This window comes from Corynebacterium sp. HMSC036D02 (genome assembly GCF_001836165.1).
In the GTDB taxonomy this organism is placed as follows: Bacteria; Actinomycetota; Actinomycetes; order Mycobacteriales; family Mycobacteriaceae; genus Corynebacterium.
Window position 1 is genome coordinate 98040 of the sequence record NZ_KV827683.1, and the last position, 23856, is coordinate 121895.

At 60.7% G+C, this 23856-nt stretch carries 23 protein-coding genes; 14 read left to right on the plus strand and 9 right to left on the minus strand.

Going from position 1 to position 23856, the window contains the following annotated elements; all coding sequences use genetic code 11:
- Nucleotides 1–48: 48 nt before the first annotated feature.
- The 4 genes from metG (at nucleotide 49) to HMPREF2743_RS07660 (ending at nucleotide 3755) form a co-directional block, all read left to right on the plus strand.
- Complete coding sequence (metG, locus tag HMPREF2743_RS07645) at nucleotides 49–1881, plus strand: methionine--tRNA ligase (protein WP_070529317.1); 1833 nt, start codon at nucleotides 49–51, stop codon at nucleotides 1879–1881.
- 4 nt (nucleotides 1882–1885) lie between these two features.
- Nucleotides 1886–3079, plus strand: coding sequence for an MFS transporter (locus tag HMPREF2743_RS07650; RefSeq protein ID WP_070745766.1), 1194 nt, complete (start codon nucleotides 1886–1888; stop codon nucleotides 3077–3079).
- A 99-nt stretch (nucleotides 3080–3178) separates the two neighbouring features.
- Nucleotides 3179–3460 (plus strand): type II toxin-antitoxin system RelE/ParE family toxin, encoded by a 282-nt coding sequence (locus HMPREF2743_RS07655; RefSeq protein ID WP_070818515.1) that lies wholly within the window; start codon nucleotides 3179–3181, stop codon nucleotides 3458–3460.
- A 34-nt stretch (nucleotides 3461–3494) separates the two neighbouring features.
- On the plus strand, nucleotides 3495–3755 hold the full coding sequence (locus HMPREF2743_RS07660; protein WP_070520778.1) for a HigA family addiction module antitoxin: 261 nt from the start codon (nucleotides 3495–3497) through the stop codon (nucleotides 3753–3755).
- A 20-nt stretch (nucleotides 3756–3775) separates the two neighbouring features.
- On the opposite strand, the gene HMPREF2743_RS07665 is transcribed toward HMPREF2743_RS07660, so the two are convergent.
- Nucleotides 3776–4279: a GNAT family N-acetyltransferase gene (locus HMPREF2743_RS07665; RefSeq protein ID WP_070529310.1), complete on the minus strand. Its 504-nt coding sequence runs from the start codon at nucleotides 4277–4279 to the stop codon at nucleotides 3776–3778.
- Nucleotides 4280–4287: 8 nt separating this feature from the next.
- A complete protein-coding gene (locus HMPREF2743_RS07670; protein WP_083299024.1) occupies nucleotides 4288–4782 on the minus strand; it encodes a GNAT family N-acetyltransferase in 495 nt (164 codons plus the stop codon).
- A gap of 24 nt (nucleotides 4783–4806) precedes the next feature.
- On the opposite strand from HMPREF2743_RS07670, the gene HMPREF2743_RS07675 reads away from it, so the two are divergent.
- From HMPREF2743_RS07675 to HMPREF2743_RS07690, 4 genes are all read left to right on the plus strand, one after another.
- Complete coding sequence (locus HMPREF2743_RS07675; RefSeq protein WP_070529308.1) at nucleotides 4807–5631, plus strand: TatD family hydrolase; 825 nt, start codon at nucleotides 4807–4809, stop codon at nucleotides 5629–5631.
- 244 nt (nucleotides 5632–5875) lie between these two features.
- Nucleotides 5876–7024 (plus strand): resuscitation-promoting factor, encoded by a 1149-nt coding sequence (locus HMPREF2743_RS07680; protein WP_070818516.1) that lies wholly within the window; start codon nucleotides 5876–5878, stop codon nucleotides 7022–7024.
- A 33-nt stretch (nucleotides 7025–7057) separates the two neighbouring features.
- Nucleotides 7058–7900 carry a 16S rRNA (adenine(1518)-N(6)/adenine(1519)-N(6))-dimethyltransferase RsmA gene (gene rsmA / locus HMPREF2743_RS07685; protein ID WP_070818517.1) on the plus strand — a complete coding sequence of 281 codons (843 nt, stop codon included), beginning with the start codon at nucleotides 7058–7060 and terminating at the stop codon, nucleotides 7898–7900.
- Nucleotides 7897–8835 carry a 4-(cytidine 5'-diphospho)-2-C-methyl-D-erythritol kinase gene (locus HMPREF2743_RS07690; RefSeq protein WP_070818518.1) on the plus strand — a complete coding sequence of 313 codons (939 nt, stop codon included), beginning with the start codon at nucleotides 7897–7899 and terminating at the stop codon, nucleotides 8833–8835. The genes rsmA and HMPREF2743_RS07690 overlap by 4 nt, the downstream gene beginning before the upstream one ends.
- A 44-nt stretch (nucleotides 8836–8879) precedes the next feature.
- On the opposite strand, the gene HMPREF2743_RS07695 is transcribed toward HMPREF2743_RS07690, so the two are convergent.
- Nucleotides 8880–10178, minus strand: a complete 1299-nt coding sequence (locus HMPREF2743_RS07695) for an NHL repeat-containing protein (protein WP_070818519.1) — start codon at nucleotides 10176–10178, stop codon at nucleotides 8880–8882.
- Nucleotides 10179–10269: 91 nt separating this feature from the next.
- Between HMPREF2743_RS07695 and HMPREF2743_RS07700 the strand changes: the two genes are divergently transcribed.
- Entirely contained in the window at nucleotides 10270–12105 is a 1836-nt protein-coding gene (locus HMPREF2743_RS07700; RefSeq protein WP_070529297.1) for an ABC-F family ATP-binding cassette domain-containing protein, read from the plus strand.
- A gap of 22 nt (nucleotides 12106–12127) precedes the next feature.
- On the opposite strand, the gene HMPREF2743_RS07705 is transcribed toward HMPREF2743_RS07700, so the two are convergent.
- Nucleotides 12128–13042: an AEC family transporter gene (locus tag HMPREF2743_RS07705; RefSeq protein WP_070818520.1), complete on the minus strand. Its 915-nt coding sequence runs from the start codon at nucleotides 13040–13042 to the stop codon at nucleotides 12128–12130.
- A 158-nt stretch (nucleotides 13043–13200) separates the two neighbouring features.
- On the opposite strand from HMPREF2743_RS07705, the gene HMPREF2743_RS07710 reads away from it, so the two are divergent.
- Complete coding sequence (locus tag HMPREF2743_RS07710; RefSeq protein ID WP_246818782.1) at nucleotides 13201–13791, plus strand: hypothetical protein; 591 nt, start codon at nucleotides 13201–13203, stop codon at nucleotides 13789–13791.
- Nucleotides 13792–13890: 99 nt separating this feature from the next.
- Complete coding sequence (locus HMPREF2743_RS07715; RefSeq protein ID WP_070529295.1) at nucleotides 13891–14211, plus strand: putative quinol monooxygenase; 321 nt, start codon at nucleotides 13891–13893, stop codon at nucleotides 14209–14211.
- A 76-nt stretch (nucleotides 14212–14287) separates the two neighbouring features.
- On the opposite strand, the gene HMPREF2743_RS12860 is transcribed toward HMPREF2743_RS07715, so the two are convergent.
- Nucleotides 14288–16129 carry an acyltransferase family protein gene (locus HMPREF2743_RS12860; RefSeq protein WP_210383664.1) on the minus strand — a complete coding sequence of 614 codons (1842 nt, stop codon included), beginning with the start codon at nucleotides 16127–16129 and terminating at the stop codon, nucleotides 14288–14290.
- 907 nt (nucleotides 16130–17036) lie between these two features.
- Between HMPREF2743_RS12860 and HMPREF2743_RS12865 the strand changes: the two genes are divergently transcribed.
- Entirely contained in the window at nucleotides 17037–17309 is a 273-nt protein-coding gene (locus tag HMPREF2743_RS12865) for a hypothetical protein (protein WP_210400252.1), read from the plus strand.
- Nucleotides 17310–17369: 60 nt separating this feature from the next.
- On the opposite strand, the gene HMPREF2743_RS07725 is transcribed toward HMPREF2743_RS12865, so the two are convergent.
- Nucleotides 17370–18131: an HAD-IIB family hydrolase gene (locus HMPREF2743_RS07725; protein ID WP_210400254.1), complete on the minus strand. Its 762-nt coding sequence runs from the start codon at nucleotides 18129–18131 to the stop codon at nucleotides 17370–17372.
- A gap of 133 nt (nucleotides 18132–18264) precedes the next feature.
- Here HMPREF2743_RS07725 and HMPREF2743_RS07730 point away from each other — a divergent pair, with 133 nt between their 5' ends.
- On the plus strand, nucleotides 18265–19299 hold the full coding sequence (locus tag HMPREF2743_RS07730; protein WP_070818522.1) for an enoyl-CoA hydratase/isomerase family protein: 1035 nt from the start codon (nucleotides 18265–18267) through the stop codon (nucleotides 19297–19299).
- A gap of 7 nt (nucleotides 19300–19306) precedes the next feature.
- Here HMPREF2743_RS07730 and HMPREF2743_RS07735 read toward each other — a convergent pair whose 3' ends face one another.
- From HMPREF2743_RS07735 to HMPREF2743_RS07745, 3 genes are read right to left on the minus strand one after another with little or no spacing between them, the layout of a single operon-like run.
- Nucleotides 19307–20467 (minus strand): DUF6882 domain-containing protein, encoded by a 1161-nt coding sequence (locus tag HMPREF2743_RS07735; RefSeq protein WP_070529288.1) that lies wholly within the window; start codon nucleotides 20465–20467, stop codon nucleotides 19307–19309.
- The gene (locus HMPREF2743_RS07740; protein WP_070818523.1) at nucleotides 20467–21630 is read right to left on the minus strand and encodes a glycosyltransferase family 4 protein; all 1164 of its coding nucleotides are present in this window, start codon (nucleotides 21628–21630) and stop codon (nucleotides 20467–20469) included. Before HMPREF2743_RS07740 ends, HMPREF2743_RS07735 begins: the two co-directional genes overlap by 1 nt.
- 8 nt (nucleotides 21631–21638) lie before the next feature.
- A complete protein-coding gene (locus tag HMPREF2743_RS07745) occupies nucleotides 21639–22835 on the minus strand; it encodes an NAD-dependent epimerase/dehydratase family protein (protein ID WP_070818524.1) in 1197 nt (398 codons plus the stop codon).
- Nucleotides 22836–23082: 247 nt separating this feature from the next.
- On the opposite strand from HMPREF2743_RS07745, the gene HMPREF2743_RS07750 reads away from it, so the two are divergent.
- Nucleotides 23083–23739 (plus strand): hypothetical protein, encoded by a 657-nt coding sequence (locus HMPREF2743_RS07750; RefSeq protein ID WP_070818525.1) that lies wholly within the window; start codon nucleotides 23083–23085, stop codon nucleotides 23737–23739.
- Nucleotides 23740–23856: the final 117 nt, after the last annotated feature.

The window sequence follows — 23856 nt, forward strand, 5'->3', positions numbered from 1 at the left end:
CCCCCTCACTGCATTGCCGGTGAGGGGGTGTTCGATAGAGTAGGGGCCATGACTGAGACAGTTGTCGTTAATGTTGCTTGGCCCTATGCCAACGGACCCCGCCACATCGGACACGTGGCGGGTTTCGGCGTTCCTTCCGACGTGTTCGCCCGCTTCCAGCGAATGCGTGGCAACGACGTCCTCATGGTTTCCGGTACCGACGAGCACGGCACCCCGTTGCTGGTACAGGCGGACAAGGAAGGCGTGACGGTTCGTGAATTGGCGGATCGCTACAACCGTCAGATTGTCACTGATCTGGCTGGTCTCGGCCTGTCTTATGATCTCTTTACCCGCACCACCACCCGCAACCACTACGCGGTGGTGCAGGAGCTGTTCAAGGGCCTGTACGAGAACGGCTACATGATTAAGGAGACCACTCAGGGCGCAATCTCGCCGTCCACAGGGCGCACTTTGCCCGACCGCTACATCGAGGGCACCTGCCCGCTGTGTGGCGCCGATGGCGCGCGCGGTGACCAGTGCGATAACTGCGGCAACCAACTCGATCCGGTGGATCTCATCAACCCGGTATCCAAGATCAACGGCGAAACCCCGAAGTTCATCGATACAGAGCACTTCCTGCTGGACCTTCCTGCGGTCAAGGATGTCCTCGAAGAGTGGCTGAAGACGCGCGAGGACTGGCGTCCCAACGTTCTCAAGTTCTCCCTCAACCTGCTGGAGGATATGCGCCCACGCACCATGACCCGCGATATCGACTGGGGCATTCCCATTCCGGTCGAAGGCTGGGAGGATAACGGCGCGAAGAAGCTCTACGTATGGTTCGATGCGGTGATTGGTTACCTGTCTTCCTCCATCGAGTGGGCCCACCGCACCGGTAACCCGGATGCGTGGAAAGACTACTGGCAGAACCCGCAGGCGCGCCACTACTACTTCCAGGGCAAGGACAACATCACCTTCCACTCCCAGATCTGGCCGGCTGAGCTTTTGGGTTACGCGGGCAAGGGCTCCAAGGGCGGTGAGCTGCACACCTATGGTGATCTCAACCTGCCGACGGAAATCGTGTCCTCGGAGTACCTGACCATGTCCGGTTCCAAGTTCTCCTCCTCCAAGGGCGTTGTTATCTACGTCAAGGACTTCCTGGAGGAGTTTGGGCCGGATGCGCTGCGCTACTTCATCGCCGTGGCTGGCCCGGAGAACAACGACACCGACTTCACCTGGGACGAGTTCGTGCGCCGCATCAACAACGAGCTCGCTAACGGCTGGGGCAACCTGGTCAACCGCACCGTGTCGATGGCCCACAAGAACTTCGGCGAGGTCCCGGCTCCTGCAGCGTTGGAGCAGGCGGATAAGGATATTCTTTCCCTCGCAGAGGAAACCTTCGCTACCGCCGCGGAATTCCTCGAACAGTCCAAGTTCAAGCAGGCCATGACGGCCATCATGCACGTCGTCGGCGAGGCCAATGCTTATGTCGCGGCGATGGAGCCGTGGAAGCTGGCCAAGGATGAGACCCAGCGGGAGCGTCTGGCCACCGTGCTGTGGACCGCGCTGCAGGTGGTCTCCGATTGCAACGTGATGCTCACGCCGTTCCTGCCCTTTACCGCGCAGAAGGTGCACGAAACTCTGGGCCGTGAGGGCGTGTGGGCCGCACAGCCGCGAGTCGAAGAGGTGGTGGATGATATGCCGGTCGAGCTCGTTGGTGTAGACCTCCCGCCGGAAAACCACCCGTACCCGATCATCACCGGTGACTACTCCGCGCAGCAGGCTGCGTGGAAGCGTTTCGACATTACGCCGGGCACCGCGCTGCAGAAGCCGAAGCCACTGGTGGCTAAGCTTGACCCGGAGCTCGGTGAGACCGGCCCGGAGTGGGCCCCGGTTCAGAAGTAAAGGCGTGGGCTCGGCGTTTCGGCGCTCGCTTGCGCCCTTCCTGCTCTTTTCCGTTGTTTGCCTCACCGCGCTGAACCTGCGATCCGGTATCGCTTCGGTGGCACCGGTGCTGGGCCAGATCCAGAATTTCTTTGGGATTAGTTCTGGACAGGCAGGTTTGTTGACCGCGCTTCCTGGCCTGTGTTTTGCTGCCATGGGGTTGGCCGCCGTACCCATTGCTCGGCGGGTTGGGCTGAGCCGTACCTTGGCCGGCGGTACGCTGGCCTTGGCGGTGGGGCTGGCACTGCGGCCGTGGGTCGATAGTTTCCCCCTCTTTGTGGCACTGACCTTGTGCGTTGTCGCCGGCATCGCATTGGCGAACGTGCTGCTTCCCGCATGGATCAAGCAGCATGGTTCAGGCCGCGCACTGGTGGCATTGATGACCACCTACACCACGATGCTGGGTGTTTCCAGCGCTCTCGGCCCCCTGTCCGCGGTGACGCAGAGTACGTGGCAAGGTGCTCTGTGGATCTGGTGCCTGCCGGCCGTCGCACAGCTGGTGGCCTGGATAGTGGTCCTTCCGCAGGCTGGCAAGGATGTCGCTCACGGCACGATTGCCGGTGCGGGCGTGCAGCGCCCCATGTACACCTCGCCCACGGCGGTGGCCATGCTCTTTTTCTTTGGGCTGCAATCTACGATGGCCTATGTCCAGATGGGGTGGCTGCCGCGCATGCTGGTGGAGAAGGGCGTGAGCGAAAATACCGCCAGTGTGGCACTTGCTGTCATCGGTTTCTTCAACATTGTCGGCGGCGTGGTCATGCCGTGGCTTATCTCGCGACTGGACCGTCTTGCCCCCGTGCCCGTGGTGCTGGCGCTGTGCACGTGCGCCGGGTGGGGTGGAGTGCTCGTGGCTGCCGACGCCGCCCCGTTGGCCTGGGCCTCTTTGATGGGGATCGGTGGCATGTGCTTCCCGTTGGCGCTCGCTTTGCTCACCGCGCGCACGCGAAGTGCGCTGACGACCGCGCGCCTGTCTGGCTTTGTTCAGCCTGGTGGCTACGTCTTGGCGGGCCTCGTGCCGCTGTCCGTGGGAGTGGTGCGGGACGCCACCGGCAATTGGACCGCTGTGCTCATTGGTCTTATGGTGCTTAGCTTCTGCATGCTGGTCGCGGGCCTGCGTGCGACGACGCGTGTCTACATTGACGACGAGCTTGCTGCATAGCTGGTTCTCGATAGTTGCGGTAGTTTTGTATTACAGCGTTAGGTAGAATTAACGTCTCACGTTATTGACGCGTTGCGTTATGGGGGGTATGGTGCGTTTATGATTCAGTCGTTCGCGGATAGGACCACTGAGCGTCTATGGAATCGAGAGAGGGTGCTCTCGATTGATTCACGTATTCACTCGGTAGCCCTCCGCAAGCTGAGGCAATTGGGCTGTGTGCAGAGGCTTGATGAGCTTCGGATTCCTCCGGGAAATAGGCTCGAAGCTTTGAAGGGCGATCGGCGGGGTCAATATAGTATTCGTATCAATGACCAATGGCGGATCTGCTTCCGGTGGACCGCTTTAGGGCCAGAGGAGGTTGAAATCGTTGACTACCACTAACAAGCTCCCCCCGGTACACCCAGGTGAAATCCTTATGGAAGATTTTCTCAAGGACATGGGGATTACCCAACACAAACTCGCTGTTTCGATAGGGGTCCCGCCTCGGCGTATTAACGAAATCGTCCACGGAAAGCGGGCTATTACTGCCGATACGGCTCTTCGCCTCGCCAAGTACTTTGGGATGTCCCCACAGTTCTGGCTGGGGCTGCAGACTCACTACGACTTGGATGTCGCAGAAGACAAAATTCTTGCTGAGTTGGACGATATTGTGCCGCTTCAAGCTGCGTCGGCTTAGTTAGTGGCCAGTAAGCCGCTTTAGGAGCGGTCGAAGTCGCGCTGCAAGTGGACCAAGCCGAGGCGCACGCCGTCCTTGGTGTGGATATTGGGCATGCGGCCGGTCTCCACGAAGCCAAACTTCTTGTGCAGGGCGATGGAGGACTCGTTGGTGTCCACGATATAGGTAATCATCGTCTCCACGTAGTCATTTTCCTTCGCGTGATCCATGAGCGTGTCCATGAGCTCGCTGCCCACGCCCTTGCCCCGTGCGGACTCCGCAATATAAATGGAGTCCTCCGCTGTGCCGTAGTAGATAGCCGGGGTGACAAACTGGAAGTAGGCGGCCCAGCCAACGATCTCATCGTCGTCCACGGCGACATAGACCGGATAGCCTTCCTTGTCCATCTGTGCCAGCCACTCTTCTCGGTCTTCTACGGATTCTTGCCAGGTCACCAGGTTGGTGGCCGGTTTCGCGGCGGAGGCGGAGTTGTAGATGGCGGAGATTGTGGGGGCGTCGGCAAGCTCTGCGGGACGAACGTGCATGATGTTCCTTAAACCATGAGTTGCAAGTGGGTGAGGTCTATCCAGCGCCCAGCTTTGCGACTGACTTCTTTTAACGTTCCTACAGTGGCAAAGCCGAACTTTTCATGCAACTTGATGGATGCGGCGTTGTCCGCCACGATGAGCGCCAGCAGCGTATGGACCTGCTCCGACTCACGGGCATGCTGAACGACAGCACCGAGCAAGCGCGTGCCTACCCCGCGGCCGTGGGCGGTGGGATCAACGTAGATTGTTGTCTCGTAGCAGCCCAGCCACACCTTAGGATCGCGGTAGGGACGGTAGAGTGCCCAGCCTAAGTACGTGCCGTCGTCAGCGAAGGCCACGAAACAGGGACAATTGTCGCGGCGTAGTTGATGAAGGTACTCGGTGCGTTCCTCCACGGTGGCGGGTTCGCTGCGAAAAATGAAGTGGGTCTCTCGGATGGCCCAATTCAGGGTGGCGGTCATCGCGGGGACGTCGGCGTCCGTCGCTTCACGGATAATCATGCGCGCAAGACTACACTCACAGCCATGTCTAAGAAGAAGCCACGCCCCACGCCCGTTCCCGCCGAAGGTTTGAGCCAGCTTATCGACGCCCACACGCACCTCGCCTCCTGCCGTGATGCTGATGCCGACCTCGTTGAGCGCGCTCGTGCTGCTGGTGTTGAGCGCATCGTTACCGTGGGTGATGGCCTAGCGGAGGCGGAGAAAGCTTTGGCCGCGGCACACGAATTCGACAACGTGTATGCCGCGTGTGCGATTCACCCGACAAAGGCTCATGAGCTGGATGAGGCCGCCCGTTCGCGCCTGAGCGAGATGGCGGCGGACCCACGCTGCGTGGCTATTGGTGAAACGGGCCTGGATACCTATTGGATTCACCACGAGCCGGAAACCACCGCGCCCCTCGAGGTGCAGGAAGAGGCTCTTCGTTGGCACGCTGAGTTGGCAGCGAAGGTGGGGAAGACGCTCATGATCCACAACCGTGAGGCCGATGAGGATCTCATGCGTGTGTTGGGGGAGTGCTCTGAAGTACCGAAGGTGATGCTGCACTGTTTCTCCTCACCACTTGATGTGGCCAAGGAAGCCCTTGAGCGCGGATATATTCTGTCCTTTGCCGGCAACGTGACGTTTAAGCGTAACGAAGAGATGCGCCAGGCCGCAGCGCTTGCCCCAGCCGGCCAGCTGCTTATTGAGACGGATGCGCCGTACATGACACCGGAGCCTTTCCGCGGTGCACGCAACGAACCTTCCCTTATCGGGCACACGTATCGCTGCGTGGCCCAGGCGCGTGGCCAGGAAGTAGAGGACTTGGCTGCGGAGGTTGCTGATACCTTCGCGCAGGTCTTCGGGGTGTGATGATCTTCACTAAGTGCAAATCCGCTGCTCATGGGTGGCGCGCGTGCTTGTTGTGACAAGTGTGTTGCTAGTGGTCGTGGCGTGTAAATGCGTCTCGAATGTTTAGTTCTGTTACCGTATCGTTATTCAAAGTTAGTCCGGCCTTGATGTTGCCGGCCGGCGCGCCTGCAGCGCGCCATGACAGGTGCCGAGGGTGGGAATCCACCTTTCGGGCACGAAGCATCGCAGAGACGAGTAAAGGTTTATGTCCCCGAAGAAGCAGATCAAGCGAATCAATAACTCCCGCTCCCTGCCGCTGCGCATGGCCACTGGCGGTGTGCTCGGCACCCTTGCCGTGGGCGGTGTTGTTGCCGTTGGTGCCCAGAAGGACATCACGCTCGACGTCAACGGTGAGACCACCGAGCTCGCTACCTTCGCTGGCGATGTCAACGCCGCTCTCGAGGCTGCGGGCGTCAACGTTGGGGGAGAAGACGTTGTTTACCCCGCGCTGTCAGAGCAGGTTTCCGACGGTGATTCGATCACCGTTCGTACCGCTAAGCCGGTTGCGGTGACCATCGATGGTGTTGAAAAGCAGCTTTCCTCCACTGATCTCACGGTCTCTGACTTGTTGGGCGGCCTCGATGGTATCGTCCCGGGAGCTGCCATCACTTCCGGCTCCAAGACCGTGAAGGAGGATGAAACGGTGACTGAGGGCATGAACCTTGAGGTTACGTCCCCGAAGATCATCAAGCTTTCTGACGGCGGTTCCGTCTCCTACGCCAGCGTTGCCGCTAAAACCGTGGAAGACGTGCTGGAAGCCCGCGGGATCACCGTAGATAAGGATGACCGAGTGTCCCCAGCACTGGATACCCCGGTTAAGGTCGGCACGGCCATCACTGTGGACCGTGTCGAGATTTCCGAGGAAGAAAAGACGGAAGACTTCGACGCCCCCGCCAACTTCGTCGATGATCCCGAGCTAGAAGAGGGGACCGAGGAAGTTCGCGAGGAAGGCACACCTGGTTCCCGTACCGTGACCCGCAAGATTGTGAAGGTCAACGGTAAGGAGGAGTCCAACGAGATCATCAAGGAAGACGTCCGCAATGAGGCCGTCGCCGCAGTGATCGCGCGCGGCACCAAGCCCAAGTCCACCGCCCCAGCCGTCGCTGAGGGTTCCGTGTGGGATGCCCTGGCGCAGTGTGAGGCCACTGGCAACTGGTCCATCAACACCGGTAATGGTTTCTCCGGTGGTCTGCAGTTCACCCCGTCGACCTGGGCTGCTTTTGGCGGCACCGAGTACGCCCCGCAGGCTTGGCAGGCCTCCCGCGAGCAGCAAATTGCCGTGGCGCAGAAGGTTCAGGCTGCACAGGGTTGGGGCGCATGGCCTGCCTGCACCTCGAAGCTTGGCCTGCGCTAAAGCTTCAGCGCTGCGCGTATTAGTCTGGATGTCATGACACAACCTCTCCTGCTGGGCCCGGTGGAGATCCGCGAGCTCGCCGCTGAGCTCGACGTGACGCCGACGAAGAAGCTGGGCCAGAATTTTCTCCATGACCCCAACACCATCCGGCGCATTGTTGCCGCTGCGGACCTGAGTCCGGAGGATCGCGTGGTGGAAGTCGGCCCTGGTCTGGGTTCGCTGACCTTGGGGTTGCTGGGAGAGGTCGAGCACGTCACGGCCGTGGAGATTGACCCGCGTCTAGCCGGCAAGCTCCCGGACACCGTGGCCGCACGGGCAGCCGACTTTGCGGATCGTCTCACCGTGGTGGAGAAGGATGCTCTCACCGTTGAGGTAGGGGAGCTGGGGGAACCGACCGCCTTGGTGGCCAACTTGCCCTATAACGTGGCGGTGCCGGTGCTGCTCCACCTGCTGGAGGTCTACCCATCGATTCGCCGTGTCCTGGTCATGGTGCAGCTTGAGGTAGCGGAGCGCCTCGCCGCCGCGCCGGGCAGCAAGGTCTATGGCATTCCTAGTGTGAAAGCTTCTTTCTATGGCCCGGTCCGCCAGGCCGGGACAATTGGCAAGAACGTGTTTTGGCCGGCACCCAAGATCGAGTCAGGCCTGGTGCGTATCGACTGCACCCGCCCCTTCGACGAGGAGCTGCGACCACGGCTCTTTGCGCTGATCGACGCCGCCTTTGCCCAACGCCGGAAGACGCTTCGCGCCGCCTTAGCGGGCTTTTTCGGTTCCGCCGCGGCAGCCGAGGAGGCGTTACGCGCGGCGGAAATCGATCCGCGCCTGCGCGGCGAGAAGTTGGGCGTGGAGGACTTCGTCCGATTGGCGGAAGTCTCATGAGCAAACCAGTAAACGAGTCCCCACAGCTTTGGCAGGCGCGCGCCCACGCCAAGGTCAACTTACACCTGGGCGTCGGTGAGGCCCGCGCGGATGGTTTCCACGAGCTGGCCACCGTCTTCCAGTCCCTCGATGTGCACGATCGTGTGAGCTATCGCTGGGGCGAGGGAAGCACCGTGGAAGTCACCGGTAACCATGCGAAGGGCGTTCCGGCATCAACCGAGAACCTGGCATGGCGCGCGGTGGAGCTGGTGGCACAGAACCTCATGCTGCCGGCTGCCGGGACACTCACGATGGAAAAGAACATCCCTGCTGCCGGCGGCATGGCTGGAGGTTCTGCCGATGCTGCCGCGGCCCTGCTTCTAGCTAATCAGGCGTTGAGTACCGAGTTTGGCCGCGAGCCGCTCAGCATGGAGAAGCTCTACGAGCTCGCCGCGGAGCTGGGATCCGATGTTCCTTTTACTCTCATGGGTGGCACGGCCTTGGGGCGCGGGCGCGGTGAGCTCTTGACGCCGATGCTCTCGCGTGGGCGCTATATCTGGGCAATCATCACCAATGCGGAGGGCTTGTCAACGCCCTCTGTCTTCCGCAAGCTGGACGAATTGCGGGCTGCCGGCCGCGGAAGCACACCGCACCTCGACACTGAAGCGGTGGGCCAAGCCCTCGTGGGTGGCACCCCCCGCGAGCTCGCTGCGGTGATGCACAACGACCTCCAACCGGCAGCCCTCTCGCTACGCCCGGACCTCCGCAAGATTCTTGATACTGGTGAAGCCGCCGGCGCCCTCAAAGGGATCGTCTCCGGCTCTGGACCGACTTGCGCCTTCCTCTGTGAAGACGAGGAGACCGCCCAGGAAGTGGTGGCCCAAGTCTGCGCCGATAACCGCGGTACTCGCGGATTGGTGACCCGCGGCCCAGCCACCGGCGCAACACTGGTCTAGCACCAAATACTGGTCTAGCGCCCGCGTTGTACTAGGCGGCGGTTTTAGAGGACGGCCATCTCCACAGGCTTGAAGTCGAGCTTGTAGCGCTGCGGCTCCTGGTCACCGAGAAGATCAAGAACCACCAGTTCCTGCTTGTTGGCATCGGTGACATAGGCATAGCCGTTTGCCGCCTTCAGAATTGGTCCCGGCTGTTGCCACTCCTCGTTTTCCTTCCACGGGGAGATAGCGTCAATCTGCTTTGTTACCTCGCCGGAATCCGGGTCGATGACGTTGAGTTTGCCGTCGGTCGTGAGCACCAGTGCCTCGCCCAAAGGGCCGCGGGCCAGAGAACGGAACCAGTAGTACTCGCCGAGCTCGACCTTCTTGGCAGAGTAGTCCTCCGTATTGATGAGGGTCACTGAGGTGGGACGCTCGAATTCAGCATCCTTGTCGGTCTTGTTATCCGCCAGGATGACGTTGGATTCCTCCGAACCTGCAGAGTTGCCGGAGCGCTGGTAGCCGTCTTTGCCTGCATAAGTGGATACGTCGATCTTATGGAAGTCGGTGCCGTCGAAGACAACGGGCCCGTCTTCGCATCCGAAGAAGAGGGAGCCATTACCAGCGGCAGCTTCGCCGTGGACACCTGGGCACTCGGTGGTTTCCGCAAGAACCTTGCCAGACTGGTCTAAGTGCTGAATGGTGTGGCGTTCGTCTTCGGTACCCTTCGTGGTGACTACGGAGCCGTCTTTCAGCGGGACGGCTACTCCGTGGTGGGCGGCACCTGTCTCGATGGTGTTGACGGGTGCGGCGTCTTCTTTGCCGATGTCCTCGGTTTTGTAGATCTTTGCCACGCCGTCGCCGTCGGAGAAAAGCGCGGTAAAGCCGTCGTGGTGAACCACGTGGCCGGCGTGAGGTGCGTCGATGGAAGCGTCCCCAAGCTGAGGCTGTGCCGCGTAATAGTGCTTGTGGTCTCCGTGCGGCTTCGTGATGCGCCCGGTGTCGAAGGTGAGGAAGCTGTCACCTTTGGTCACCATGATGTGGCGGTTATCGCCGGCATCGCTAAGCCGGAGAAATGCTTTCAGTTCTTCGTTGTCGATGACCTCACCGGTCTCGCCGTCGAGAGTGGTGAGACCATTCTTGTGCGATAGGAGGATGCGGGGAGGTAGTTCGGCTACCTCAGTCTCACCAGCAGAAGCTTCGAAACCGTCATGGCTGTGCCCCTCGCCGTGCTCGGCATGCGCGTTGCTAGCTTCAGCGCTGGAGGGCGGTGAAGCTTCTTCGCTGTCAGGGGAGGAACAAGAGGTAATGGTGAGAATGGTGGCGGATAGTGCGGCGCACAAGGCGAGACGTTCTTTTTTCATAGTGCGCCACAGTATTGGAAGTGAAAATCAATAGCAATAAAGGTAATGGTGCGGGGGTAACCGTGCTGAAGCACTAAGATGAACTCTCGATATGGCGAACCTCATTAACCTCGAAAACGTAACCAAGTCCTTCGGGCTCAAGACCCTACTGAATGGGGTCTCCCTCGGCGTTCAAACCGGTGATCGCATCGGTATCGTCGGCGTCAACGGCGGCGGCAAAACTACACTGCTGGAAGTTCTCACCGGCATCGAATCCCCGGACTCGGGCCGTGTATCCCACAATTCGGATTTGCGCATGGCAGTGGTGACCCAACGCTTTGAGCTGGAGGAGTCCCTCACCATCGCCCAGGTCATCATCGAACCACTGGGCTTGGAAACCTTCGAGTGGGCTTCTAATGCCAAGGTGCGCGATGTCCTCGGCGGCCTCGGCATCGTTGACCTAGGGCTAGACACCCCTGTGGGATCGCTCTCTGGTGGTGAACGGCGCCGCGTCAACCTGGCTGCCGCACTCGTTCAAGACCTCGACATCGTGGTGCTCGATGAGCCGACCAACCACCTTGACGTCGAAGGCGTGCAGTGGCTAGCCAGCCACCTGCTTTCACGCAAGCTGGCGGTCGTCGTCGTCACGCACGACCGCTGGTTCCTCGACACCGTTGCCACCACTACTTGGGAGGTGCACGACGGTGTCGTCGACGCCTATGAGGGTGGCTACAACGACTGGACCTTTGCCCGCGCCGAGCGCGCGCGCCAAGCCGATGCCATCGAGCAGCGCCGGCAGAACCTGGCGCGAAAGGAGCTGGCCTGGCTGCGCCGCGGGGCACCGGCACGTACCTCGAAGCCGCGCTACCGCATTGAGGCGGCTGAGGCGCTCATCGCGGATGTTCCTGCGCCGCGCGACAAGGTTGAGCTCATGGCCTTTTCTAAGCAGCGCCAGGGACGAGTTGTCATTGAGCTTGAGGATGCAAAGGTCACCACCCCGGATGGTCGCACACTGGTGGATCACCTCACCTGGCGGTTGGCGCCGGGCGAGCGTATCGGTCTCGTCGGCGTTAACGGTTCGGGCAAGACCACGCTGCTGCGCGCCCTTGCTGGGGAATCAGAGCTTGCCGCGGGCAAGCGCATCGAGGGCAAGACCGTGCGCCTGGGCTGGTTGCGCCAAGAACTCGATGACCTGGATCCACAGCGCCGGCTTCTCGATGCCGTGGAGGACGTCGCCACCTACGTCCATTTGGGAAAGAAAGAGCTCTCCGCCTCGCAGCTGGCGGAGCGCCTGGGCTTTTCCGCGAAACGGCAGCGCACGCCGGTTGGCGATCTCTCCGGTGGTGAACGCCGTCGCCTGCAGCTGACCCGCGTGCTCATGGCAGAGCCGAATGTTCTGCTTCTCGACGAGCCCACAAACGACCTCGACATCGATACCCTCCAGGAGCTGGAGTCTCTTCTCGACTCGTGGCCCGGCACCTTGGTGGTCATTTCGCACGATCGCTACCTCATCGAGCGCATCGCTGATAACACCTATGCGCTGTTCGGGGATGGCAAGCTCACCAACCTGCCGGGTGGCATTGAGGAATACTTGCGTCGCCGTCAGGAGATGGAAGCCGCCACTGCCCGCGGCGTTCTCGACTTAGGAGAAGCCTCCAAGGACGCCGACGAGAAGAGCGCGGAAGCCGTCCCGGCCAAGCGTTTGAGCTCCCAGGAGGAGCGCGAGCTGACCAAGAAGATGAATGCGTTGGAGCGCAAGATGAGCAAGCTCGACGACAAGACTGCGAAGCTGAATGAAAAGATGGCACAAGCCGCGGAGAAGATGTCCTCTGGCGAGGGGGACAGTGGTGAGCTAGCGAAGCTCGACTCCGAGCTCAAGGCCGTTGCCGCCGAGCGTGAAGAACTTGAGATGGAATGGCTGGAGCTGGGGGAGAAGCTCGAAGGCTAGTGCTTGAGGACTAGGCCCAGCCCTACCCAAAGAAGCCAGTGATAGTCAGCATGGCCGGCAGGGAGAGGAAGGTGGTGAGGAAGACCGTATCGCGCGCCACCGTTTCTCCCGACTGGTAGGTCGCGGCATAGTTGTAGACGTTCTGTGCGGTCGGAAGCGCGGACAAGATAAGCGCTGCGTAGAGCTCGTTGCCGCTCAGTCCCAAGGCTAGTCCTGCCGCCAAGGCGATGGCCGGCATGGCAATGAGCTTGAGCACCGTGGCGGTAATCGTCGGCAGGCGGTCATTGGCCAACAACCCTTTACCGGTGAGAGAGGCTCCGAAACTCATGAGGATCATCGGAATGGAAGCCCCACCGAGGATCTCAAGGGGCGCCATGATGACGTCGGGGACCTGCCAGCCAGCCGCAGAAACGATGAAGCCGGCGATGGCCGCTATGACGACAGGCGCCGTAAGCCCGGAAACCACGGAGCTGGTAATCGAACGCAGGCTTGTTCCCTGTGCGTTGAGGCCGGCGATGATGAAGGGGGAGAGTACCGCCATCTGGAGTACGAGTGCTGGCACCACAAAAGTGGCATCACCGATCACATAGGTGGCAATCGGCAGTCCAATGTTGACGGAGTTGTAATAGCTCGCCGCTGCCGCTCCGGCCATCGTTTCTGCCCCGCTTCGCCGGAAGAACAGTGCGCTGAGCAACCCATACAATGCCATCGTGGTGACTGAAGCAATCGCGATGACAGCGACAACGGGAGAGGTGAAGGCAGAAGTATCTGAGGTGGCCACGCTGGAAAAAATCAGCGCTGGGGTGGCTGCCCAGAATGCTGTACGGTTGAATTGCAGTCGGGCTTCACCCTTGCCAATAACGCCTCGGTGAGCCAAGAAGAAGCCCACGCCGATAACCACAAAAATGATGGCGAAGCCGGTTAAGACGTCCAGCAACAGTGATCAACCTTTCGAATAATCGTTAAAGCTAGCCTCCGGTCATTCTTTCATGTCGGGGTACTAACCCCAGCAGCGGATAACAAAGTGGTATCGAAAATCCCATAGAGCCGGGCAGACCTTCACTGCGCTCGCCGTTGTATGGCACGGTGGAAGGCATGAATTCTTTCCGTCGTGTTTCCCGCCTGTCCGCTACCGCAGCCGTGGCAGCATCCCTTAGCGCCGCTTTGTCGGTGTCTGCGGCCCAGGCCGCCCCGGCTAACTTTTCCTCCGCACAGCCGCAGGAACTGAACCAGTTGTCCTCCCAGGCTGCTGAGCAGATCAACTCTTTTGAAATCGAGCTGCCCGCGCAGGCTTATGACTTGGCCAAGCAGTACAACGTCCAGCTGCCAGGTTTCATCAAAAAGCCGACCCCGGCCGTGGCGAATGAGCTCGTTGGTGCAACCCACGCCCACCTGCTGAAGCAGGGCCACCACGAGGATGCCAACGCCAAGAACATTGCTCAGGAGTGGGCAAACCAGGCCGCGGCCGGCAAGGTCACCTTCCACGGCAATGTTGGCGATGGCCTGACCCACCTGGAGGAGGGCAGCGGTAACATTTACAAGCTCACTGAGCAGGAAGCTAAGGATCGCGTGAACTGGCTTAACCGCGACGTGCCCGTGACCAAGGCCGATGGCACTGGCTTCGGCGTCGCCCAGGCTTTTGATGGCACCCACGTCTATGTTGCGGAGTACTTCTTCAATAAGTAAAGCTCCGAGCGGCACATTGAAAGTCGCCCTTGAGCAAGGCCCTGCCGCTTTAGGCAGGGCCTTCTGCATGTTTTCCCGCAGAGGGTTACAGTGGGCCCCATGATTCTGATCAACGTACAGTTCCACGTTAAGCCCGAGTACGCCGATACCTTCTTGGAAGAGATTGATTGGTACACCAAGGCCTGCCAGGCAGAGCCCGGCTGCATCGACTTCAAGTGGTTCCGCGATCCGGAAGACAAGCAGCGCTTCCTGCTCCTTGAGTCCTACAAGGACGGCACTGACGTCGACCACGTCAACACCGAGCACTTCAAGCGCTCCTGTGAGGAGCTGCCGAAGTACCTGGTGGAGACCCCGGACATCATCAATACTTCCATTCCAGGTAAGACGGCATGGGATAAGATGGCTGAATTCTCGGTCTAGAGCACATGCTTAGACAAAAGCCGCCCAGCAGAAGCTGGGCGGCTTTCCTGATCCTCAGGCTCGAAGTTCGATTTACTTAGCTGGAGCAGACTGTGTTGAGGCTTTTCTCCTCGTCTGCGTACTGCTCGAGGGCATCGTACAGAGCGTCCGCGTAGAGGTGTGCACCTTCGGGTAACGGGTGGACGCCGTCGTCGTAAAGCATGGCAGGATTTTCCTGTGCTACTCCGCACCAGTCTGCGATATAGACGTTGTCGTGCGTCGTTGCGGCCTCGATGATTTCGGCGCGCGCCGGCCCCATCCAATCGCGCTCACCGTAAGGCAACACGAGTACCAGTGTGCGCTCGGAGCCGACGATATCGATGAGCTCGTCCATTTGGCCCTCGAATGTAGCTCCGTTGGTGCCCAAGCCCACAAATACGGTGGAGCGCAACTGGCCGGAATCCTTCAACCCCTGAACCACCGGCAGGGCTGCCGAATAGTGGCGGGAGATGGCAGCGTCGATACTGATACCCGGGAAACGCTCATTAAGTGCTTCGGAGGCGGCGAGCATGACAGAATCGCCGATTGCGCTGATCTCGTTGCCGGTGGGTATCGCGCGCTTTTCCTTCGGTTTTGTAGTCTCCGCGGGCTGTGCCGGAGCGGAACTTGCAGCCTGCTCGTTGGACTGTGCCATGCGCTCGAGCTCGCGCTCTAGTTCGCTCTTATCCTCCGAGGTCACCAGAGCATAGCCCACACCGAGCAGAGATAGCACGACGATGACGGGGACTGCAGGCCACAGTGCCTTGCCAAAGCCAGCCTTAATTTCCTCCATGCTGGGGCGGGCAGCCCAATAGGCATGCCACGTGGGGCGGAATCCGGCGCGGCGGAAGGGGTTTTCTACAAATTGGTAGGTCACCTCTGCCAACAAGCAGCTCAGCGGCAGGCAAAGGAGACCCAGGAGCCACGAAGGGGCGTCGGACAGCGCGTGGACAATCATGACCACCGGCCAGTGCCAGAGGTACAAAGAGAAGGAACGCTGTCCCAGCCAGCGCATCACACGGGTGCGGAAAATCCAGGTGAGGGGGCCGGTTTCACGCACCACTCCCCAAATCATCGCCGCGCCGAGCACGCTGGTGAGGGCCAAACCACCGCGGTAGGTGAATTCGCGGTCCGCGCCCATCCACACCAGTTGGGCAAGGTAGGCAACGAGTGCGAGGGCGCCAAGGGCGCCAGCGAGAATGCCCTTGTTTGCTGCTGGCCAGGAGTCGGCGTCGACATCCTTGTCGGTGGAGGTCAAAAGCAGGGACAACATTGCGCCAATGAGGAGACCGAAGGCGTGGGTATCGGTTCCGTAGTACACGCGGGTGGGATCCTCGCCTGGGGTGAAGATGAGCGCCATCGCGACGGCTGAAGCGATCGCGAGGATCAGCGATACCGCGATGGGCAGGCGCTTGGGCTTGCGGCGGGAAATGGCGAAGACGCCAAACATCAGCAGAGGCCAAATCAGATAGAACTGTTCCTCGACGGCCAAGGACCAATAGTGCGCGAAAACCTGCACTTCATTTGGCGCAAAGTAAGTTTGGCTGGTGGCGATTTGGGTCCAGTTGTTGACAAAGAAGAAGGTGCCCAAGAATTGCTGGCGGATGCCTACTGCTAGGTCGCCGCCGATGAGGGCCACAATCGCAGTACATATCGAAAGGACCACGAGTGCGGCAGGGAGAATGCGCCGGAAGCGGCGGATCCAGAAATCCTTGAGGCTGATGCGCCCAGTCGCGTTGAATTCACGGACCAGCAGCGAGGTAATGAGGAAGCCGGAAAGGACAAAGAACATGTCCACGCCGAGGTAACCGCCGGGGAGAATGTCCCCGAAGAAGTGATAGATCACCACGGCAAGCACCGCGAGACCACGCAGACCATCCAGGCCCGGTACTTGACGCAGCCGGGCGCGTCGACGGCGCGGTGTGGTTGCAGGTGCAGTTGTAGCCGGGGCAGCTGTGCTGCTGGCGGACGCACTGGCAGCGGCGGGGGCTGTGGAGGGAGCCGCAGTGGCAGTCGCAGTGGCGGGCGTGGCGCTTGCCTTTGTAGCGTCTACCGCTGCCGCGGTTGCAGCTGCCGGAGCCGCGGCAGCAGCAGTGGATTCCTTCGCTACCGGCCGCTTTTCTGAACGGCGCTTTTCTTGTTTTTCTTGTTTTGTGCTCAGTACCCCGACGGACTGTGAGCGACGAGCCAGAGCCCGCGAAATCTCATTCTCTGGCCTGGCCGTCTCTGTTTTCTTCTTTTTCTTTTCAGGTTCTTTGGCTTGCTCAGGTACTTTGTCATTCTTGGCCTCAGCGCGCTGGGCTTTCTGGCGTTCTTCGCCCTGTGCAGGATTCTTTGTAGGTTGGGCAGCCTTTTCTTTTTGTGCAGCCGGTGCCGGAGCCGGGGCAGGTGCCTGCGCTTTGGCAGCTGTAGGAGACTTTGACGCAGCGGGCTGGGCGCTTGGTGTGGCGGCCGGATTCTTGCCGGCACGGCTGGTCTCCGAGACCTTGTTTCCCGGGGAAGGAGTCTTGTCCTGCTGCTCAGAACTTGTTTTCTGCGGGGCAGCCTGCTGGGGCGCCGGGCGGCGAGGGACGGTGCGTCGTGGGCCGCGGCGGCCAGTCGAAGCTACGTCGGCCTCCTCGCGGGTTTTGACTAGTTTGGCCTTCTTCACCGCCGAAGCCTTGGGAAGGGCGCTCGGTGACAAGTCTAAGGTGAAGTCTTCCGCTGGCCGTGGGCGCACGCGGCTAGGCCGCGCGGCCGGGCGCTGAGTGCTGGGCCGCTGAGTTCTGGGCGCAGCGCTTTTATCCGAGGTGGTGGGCTTGCTGGGAGTGGTCGACTTTCCAGGCTTCGTGGTGTCAGTAGGTGCGGTGGATGGAGAAGCCGACGTGCGCTTGGCAGCCGGAGTGGACGGAGCAGTCGCAGCAGAGCCTTTAGATGCAGTAGTCGAAGTTGAAGAAGGCTTCTGGGAAACGGAAGGGGAGTCCGGAGTGGGACTCGATGTGGATGATTCGCCCTTTGCCAAGCGTGACACCATCGACCGCAAAAATTTCTTCACTTCACACTCCGCAGGTAGACACCGTGGTTCGGGTACTGAGGCTTAGTAACCCGAGTAATCCTACTCTGTGCGCGTGGCTAGTCGGGCAACGAGTCAGGGGAGCGTGTTAGGTGCGCAAAAGCTGGCGAAGCACGGTGCTGACGCCGTTGTCAGTATTGGGAGGGGCAATGATGTCCGCTAGGTCCTTCAGCTGCGGATGCGCGTTCTCCATCGCGACGGCTGTCCCGGCAGCGCGTAGCATTTCGAGATCATTGAGGTAGTCGCCGAAGGCCACGGTGGCGGTGATGGGAACGTTGGCAAGTTCAGCGAGCTTGACCAAGGCTGCACCCTTATCCACGCCGCGAGCCATGACATCGAGCCAGACCTTGCCTGATACCGCCACGTTATCCTCCGGGACAGCGCGCACGATGGGCTCGTAGATGTGTGCCTCTGAACCGGATTCGCAGAAGATGGCGATCTTGATGATGTTGCTATCGGGGACGGCGTCTAGGTCATCGACCCACGTGACCGCCTTGTAGTACTTGGAGATCTCTGCGCGCGCTGCATCGGATGCATCCTGCGCGACGTAGGCGGTTTCCGGGGCGCACAGCACCACGGTGTGTTCCACCTCCAAGGCCGCTGAGGCCTCGCGCGCTGAGTGCACGGTCGTTTCCGAGAGCGGGAATGTCGCAATGATGTCGCCACCACGCATGACTACCGAGCCATTTTCAGCAATGAAGGTCTCGCCTTGCGGGAACATCTCCTTGAGCGTTGCCAGTTGGCGCCCTGAGGCCGGAACTAGCTCGCAGCTGCGGTGAGCGGCAAGCTCTTGTAGCTCCGCGAAGTCCGCTGGTAGTTGGCCGTGGGCATCGAGGAGCGTGCCGTCCATGTCAAGAGCAACAAGTTGTGGGAGCAAGAAAGTCACACCAATCTAAACGGGTTGGGCTAAAAGCAGAAACCATGTCCAAGGTAGCGCCAAAAATAGGTGGCTGAAACATTTGTGATATGGAACACTGGTGCGCATGACTATGACTGATCCAGTACTCGTTTCCGTCCGCAACCGTACCGGAGTCCTTGAACTCAATCGACCGAAAGCTCTGAACTCTTTGAACCCAGAGATGATTGACATCATCCGCCGCTCCCTCGAAGCGTGGGCGCAGGATGATGAGATTGAGCAAGTCCTGATTCATTCCAATAACCCCAAAGCTTTTTGCGCCGGTGGCGATGTGCGCCACGCCCGTGAGGGAATCGCGGAAGGCAAGCTGGAGGAAGTCGATGCCTTCTTCGCCAGCGAGTACCTCACCAACGGTGATATCGCCGAGTTCCCGAAGCCCTATATCGCCGTCATCGACGGGGTTGTGATGGGTGGAGGATTAGGCATCTCCATGCATGGTTCGCACCGCGTGGTGACGGAGAAAGCCTTCGCGTCGATGCCGGAGATGAATATCGGCTACGTCACGGACGTGGGAGTGGCCTATGCGGCGCAGCGCATGGTGGGTACACGCGGAGTAGCTTCGCCGGGCTTGGCAAAGTTCTGGGGCTTAAGCGGCTACCGCATGTATGCCGCGGACATGTTGTGGACGGGTGTCGCGACCCACGTTGTTAAGGATGCCGCCGAGCTGATTGAGGCAGCTATCGAGCGGGGCATCGACGCCGCACTGGAAGATCTAGCTTTGCCTGCACCACAACAGCCGGCGCCGCTGGAGCAGGTAGCCAAAGACCTGGAGGAGACCTTCGCGCTGCCGACGTGGGAGGAGATTTCCGCGGAGCTCGATAAGCGCCCGAACATTTCCGGCGAAGTACGCCGCCTCATGGCCGCCGCCTGCCCAGCCGCCATCATCGCGGCCAATGAGCTCTATGAGGCGGAAGCCGCTGTCGACGATATCCGTGAGGCGCTCCTGCTAGAACTCAAACTGGGCATGCACATGTACCGACGCCCCGACTTTTCCGAGGGCGTGCGCGCGGTGCTGGTGGACAAGACCCAGGATGCTGCGTTTGACCCGGCGACCACCGAGGAGGTTGACGCCGAAGAATTCCGCGCAGTGCTGAACTCCTAGTCAGGGCTTATAGGCCGCGTGCCCGCTGATAGGCGGCGCGCGCCCGGTGTTCATCCACTCCTGCCGGCACGGCAACGTTGAGGGTGGCCTGCGTGGCGGCCGGAGTTGGTGCGGGCAGGTGGAAGGCAGGGGCATCGGTCAGCGCCAATCCCTGGCGGCCATCGGGCAGCTGTACAGGCAGCAGGGTCCACAGCCCCAGGATCGGCATGGCTAGCTGCGGCAGGCGCGCCGAGCGCGCTTCGGGGATCGACACCCGGGCGCGGATCAGCTCGGGAAGCGCATTGTCATAGCCGAAGCGGCGCAGGTTCGCCGCTGCTTGAGCGGACATGGAACTAGATAGCTCGTCCGCCCACGCCCACGTGAACGTGTCCGTGGAAGCGTCGAGAGTAGCAATGAGATGGGCGGGAACCGTGAGCGAACCATGATCAGAGTTCACCACGGTGCGAGACGTTCCAGGGTCGAGGTCCGCAGACAGGTTGGGGAAGCGGGCCTCCAAAAAGAAATTGTGCTCGGTGGCAATATAATGGGCATCCGCCAACACATCGCGTGCGCTGAGCCCGGCCCGGCCCGAAGGGTGGGGAAGGGCCGCGATCCGAGTGCCGTGGAAGCGTGCGAGGCCTTCTGCCGCCGCTGGGTCCACGCCCAAGTAAGAAGCGAGCTCAGAGGTAGCACGGCGCTCGTCGACGCCCCCTGCAACATCCCCCGAGCGTTCGAGTCCGGCCAAGATGCTGACACGGGGATCTGGGTGGAGCTCCGTAAAGTCGACGGCGACGAGTGCTTCGCCCTCGCCCTGCGGGACGCGGAGAACAGGGCGGTCGCCCACCAACCGCCGCGCTAAGCCGCGGAGCAGGGCGGAATCGGGCTGTGGTCCGTGGAACTGAGGCTGGGGCGCTTGTTCCGCCAAACCCGTGGCCCAGTGCAGCTGCCCATCCTGGATGGTGGCTAGACGTAGTCCATCGAAGTCATAGCTCCCTGAATCAGTACTAATGCGCACCACCGCGCGCTGGTCTTGGTCTGGCTGCGCTGATTGTTGGGCTTCGGGCGCGGGGTCAGCAGGCGCAAAGTTCAGTTCGACGTCGCGCACGTCGCCCAATCGGGAGGCAAACGTGGCGTCGATGCCGGCTTGGATAAAAGCGCCTGCGGAGTACAGGTTCTGGGCGGAATCCATTAGTGCTCCTTGACTTCGTTCTCTTCCCTGCGGAAGGGGTGCTCGATAGCCTCCTCATAGGCGTGGAGGAGGGCTTGGGTGGATTCTACCCAGGAATACTTTTCAGCCTCGCGGCGGGCGGCAGCGCCCATTGTCTCCCGGCGGGCAGGGTCTTCGAGGAGTCCGAGCGTGGCGCGGGCCCAAGCCTCATCATCGGCGTCGGGAGCGATGAGGTGCCCGGTCACGCCTTCCTCAATGACGAAGGGAATACCACCGGCATTCGTGCCGACGACCGGCACGCCCGAGGCGAAGGACTCGAGTGCTACCAGCCCCAAAGTCTCCGTGGCGGAGGGGAAGAGGAAGACATCTCCCACGGCGAAGGCAGCGGCGAGCTCCTCGCCAGACAGGTATCCGGTGAACACTGTGTGTGCAGGATCGAAGCTAGCCTTGAGCTCCTCCAAGGCGGGGCCATCGCCGACGATGGCCAGGCGGGCGTCGCTAAGCTGTGCCCGAACCAGCTGCATCACGTGGTCGAGGCGCTCCAAGTCCTTTTCTTTGGATACTCGGCCGATATAGGTCACCAGCGGGGCCTCCGGGTTACCGTCGGTCAGGCGCTCGCGCATCTGCGCCGTGGCGCGGTCAGGGTGATAGGTCTGCGTATCCACAGCCTTGGGCCACAGCTGCACGTTTCGGATCCCCATCTTCCGAGCCTTTTCCACCATGGGGCCAGAGGTACACAGGTTCACCGCTGCCTGGTTGTGTAGATACTTCAGAGCGGCCTCAGTCAGCGGGCGGGTCCACCCGATGCCCAGCGCATCGACGTATTCAGGCACGTTGGTGTGAAAGCTGGCCACCAGCGGTACGGCGTCGCGCTGCGCGGCAAAGACGCCGAGAGCCGCTGTCCAAATGGGGTTGACCGCGTGGATGACATCGGGATCGAAATCCCGGATTTCCTTGAAGAACTTCCACGAGGGCAAGCCGAATTTGATCTCCGGGTAGACCCACAGCGACAAACTGGGAATGCGGGTGACCGCGAAGCCGGCGTAGGTTGCAGGGCCCTTGCCCGTGGCAAAAATCTGTACCTCGTGGCCCATCGCGGCCAGCTGGTCCAGCGTGCGCGTCAGGCGCGTGACCACGCCGTCGATCTTGGGGAGAAAGACCTCGGTAACGATTGCGATGCGCACGGTGGGATTTAAGCCTCCGTGGTGGGAACACCGGCGTGCTGCTGGCGCGTCCACAGCGATTGCGCCGGAATCTTGGAGCGATCAGCGCGGTCGGCGTACTTACGCGCTACCTCCTCCACCTCATGCAGCAACCCCTCCGACAAGGTGGTCGGCTCCAGACCAAGCTCGAGGAAGGTGTCGTTGGTGACGTGCAGCTCATTCTCCGCGGATTCCTTGCGCGGGTTCGGCACGTAGGCCACCTCTGCGCCAGAGATCTTCGCAACCAACTCCGCTAAGTCACGCACGCGGTGGGTCTCCGTCATCTGGTTGATGATTTTGACGCGCTCGCCGCGTGCCGGCGGGTTCTGCAAAGTTAGCTCGATACAGCGCACCATGTCACGGATGTGGATAAACGCACGGGTCTGCCCACCGGTGCCGTGCACGGTCAGCGGATAACCAATGCCGGCCTGGATGAGGAAGCGGTTGAGCACCGTTCCGTAGTCACCGTCATAATCAAAGCGGTTGATCAGGCGCTCATCCTTCTGAGTCTGCTCAGTGTGCGTGCCCCAGATGATGCCCTGGTGCAGATCGGTGATGCGCAGCTCATCATTCTTGGCGTAGTAGGCAAACAGGTGCTGGTCCAGCACTTTCGTCATGTGGTAGACCGAGCCCGGGTTGGAGGGGTAGAGGATTTGCTGCTTGACGACGCCATTCTCTCCCGCATCCACCTGCACATCTAGGTAGCCCTCCGGGATTTTCATGCCGGCTGTGCCGTAACCGTAGACACCCATGGTGCCCAGGTGCGCAACGTGGATATCTTGCTCAGATTCTACGATGGCGGCGAGCAGGTTGTGGGTGGCGTTGATGTTGTTATCCACCGTGTAGCGCTTGGTGCGCGAATTCTTCATGGAGTAGGGGGCGGCGCGCTGCTCAGCGAAGTGCACCACGGCATCCGGGCGCTCAGTGCTGAGGAACTCGAGCAGGCCGTCGTAGTCCTGGGCCACGTCGAGGTTGTGGAAGCCAATGGTCTTGCCGGAGACCTCGGTCCACGCGGCCAGGCGCTCCTCAATGGAGGCGATAGGTGTTAAAGATTCTGCGCCCAACTCCTCATCGATGGCGCGCCGGGAGAGGTTATCCACGATGATGACCTCATGGTCTTGGTCGGAGAGATAGAGGGAAGCGGGCCAACCGCAGAAGCCGTCTCCGCCGAGAATCGCTACCTTCATTTTTTATCTCTCCACATCACTGTCGGGGCATGAGTTAGGGTGCCGCCGACGATGGGGGAGACACCCGTCGCGGCGGCAAGCACTTTTCAATACCTTACCGTTGACAGCCCTCACATGAGGGCCCTTAACGGTAAACAGTGAGTGAATGTTTCCTCGGGCTGCACCACTAGAACAAAGCATGGTGCAGAGCACAGGAGGCTCGGTGTCCAGAGTAAGTTCTGCAAACGCGCCCTGTACACTGGCGCGCATGCTTGAAGCCGTGCTCAATGCCTTTGCCGATTCCGTCAATGCCTTATTGATCGGAATCTTGGTGGCTATCGGCATCATGCTTCCGCGGGGCAGCTACCGCAAGATTGCGGCCCTCGTCATCGTTGGGGACTGGTTCGGAGTGCTCACCGCGGCCGCCGTGGTGATGTTCATCTTCGTCGGTATCCAGGACAAGGTCGCCGCGGCCTTGGAATCGCCTCTGCTGGGGTGGGGGCTGGTTGTCATCGGCTTGGGGCTGGGCCTTTTAGCTTGGCGCTCCAAGGGTGAACCCAACGATATGGTGCAGAAGCTCCTCGGCCCGCTGCGCACTCCTTCGGCTAAGACCGTTGTGGTGGGCTATGCCATGGGCGTTATCCAGTCCTTGACCTCCGTGCCCTTCTTCTATGGCCTGATGCACCTAGCGGCTGGGGACTTTAGCAATACCGTTAAGTATGGTGGCCTCTTTTTCTACGCCACGTTTGCGCTCTCATTGCCGACAGTGTGCGGATTGTTCATCGCCCTTGTGCGGGCGAAACCACAGTCCTGGGCCGGACGTGCCTTCGCGTGGGCGCGGGAGAACTCCACCACCGTGGCATTGTGGAGCGGCTACGGCGTGGCGGCTTTCCTTGTGGTCATGGGCATCTTCGCTTTGTTGTAGGGGATCGCCTTGTAAGAGGTTCGGCTGCTGCTCGAGTTTCGCGGTAGTAACACTGCCCTTGTTGCCAAAGTTCTGGCCAGATCCTGCGGCGAGTTCAGGCGGTGAATGCATCTATAC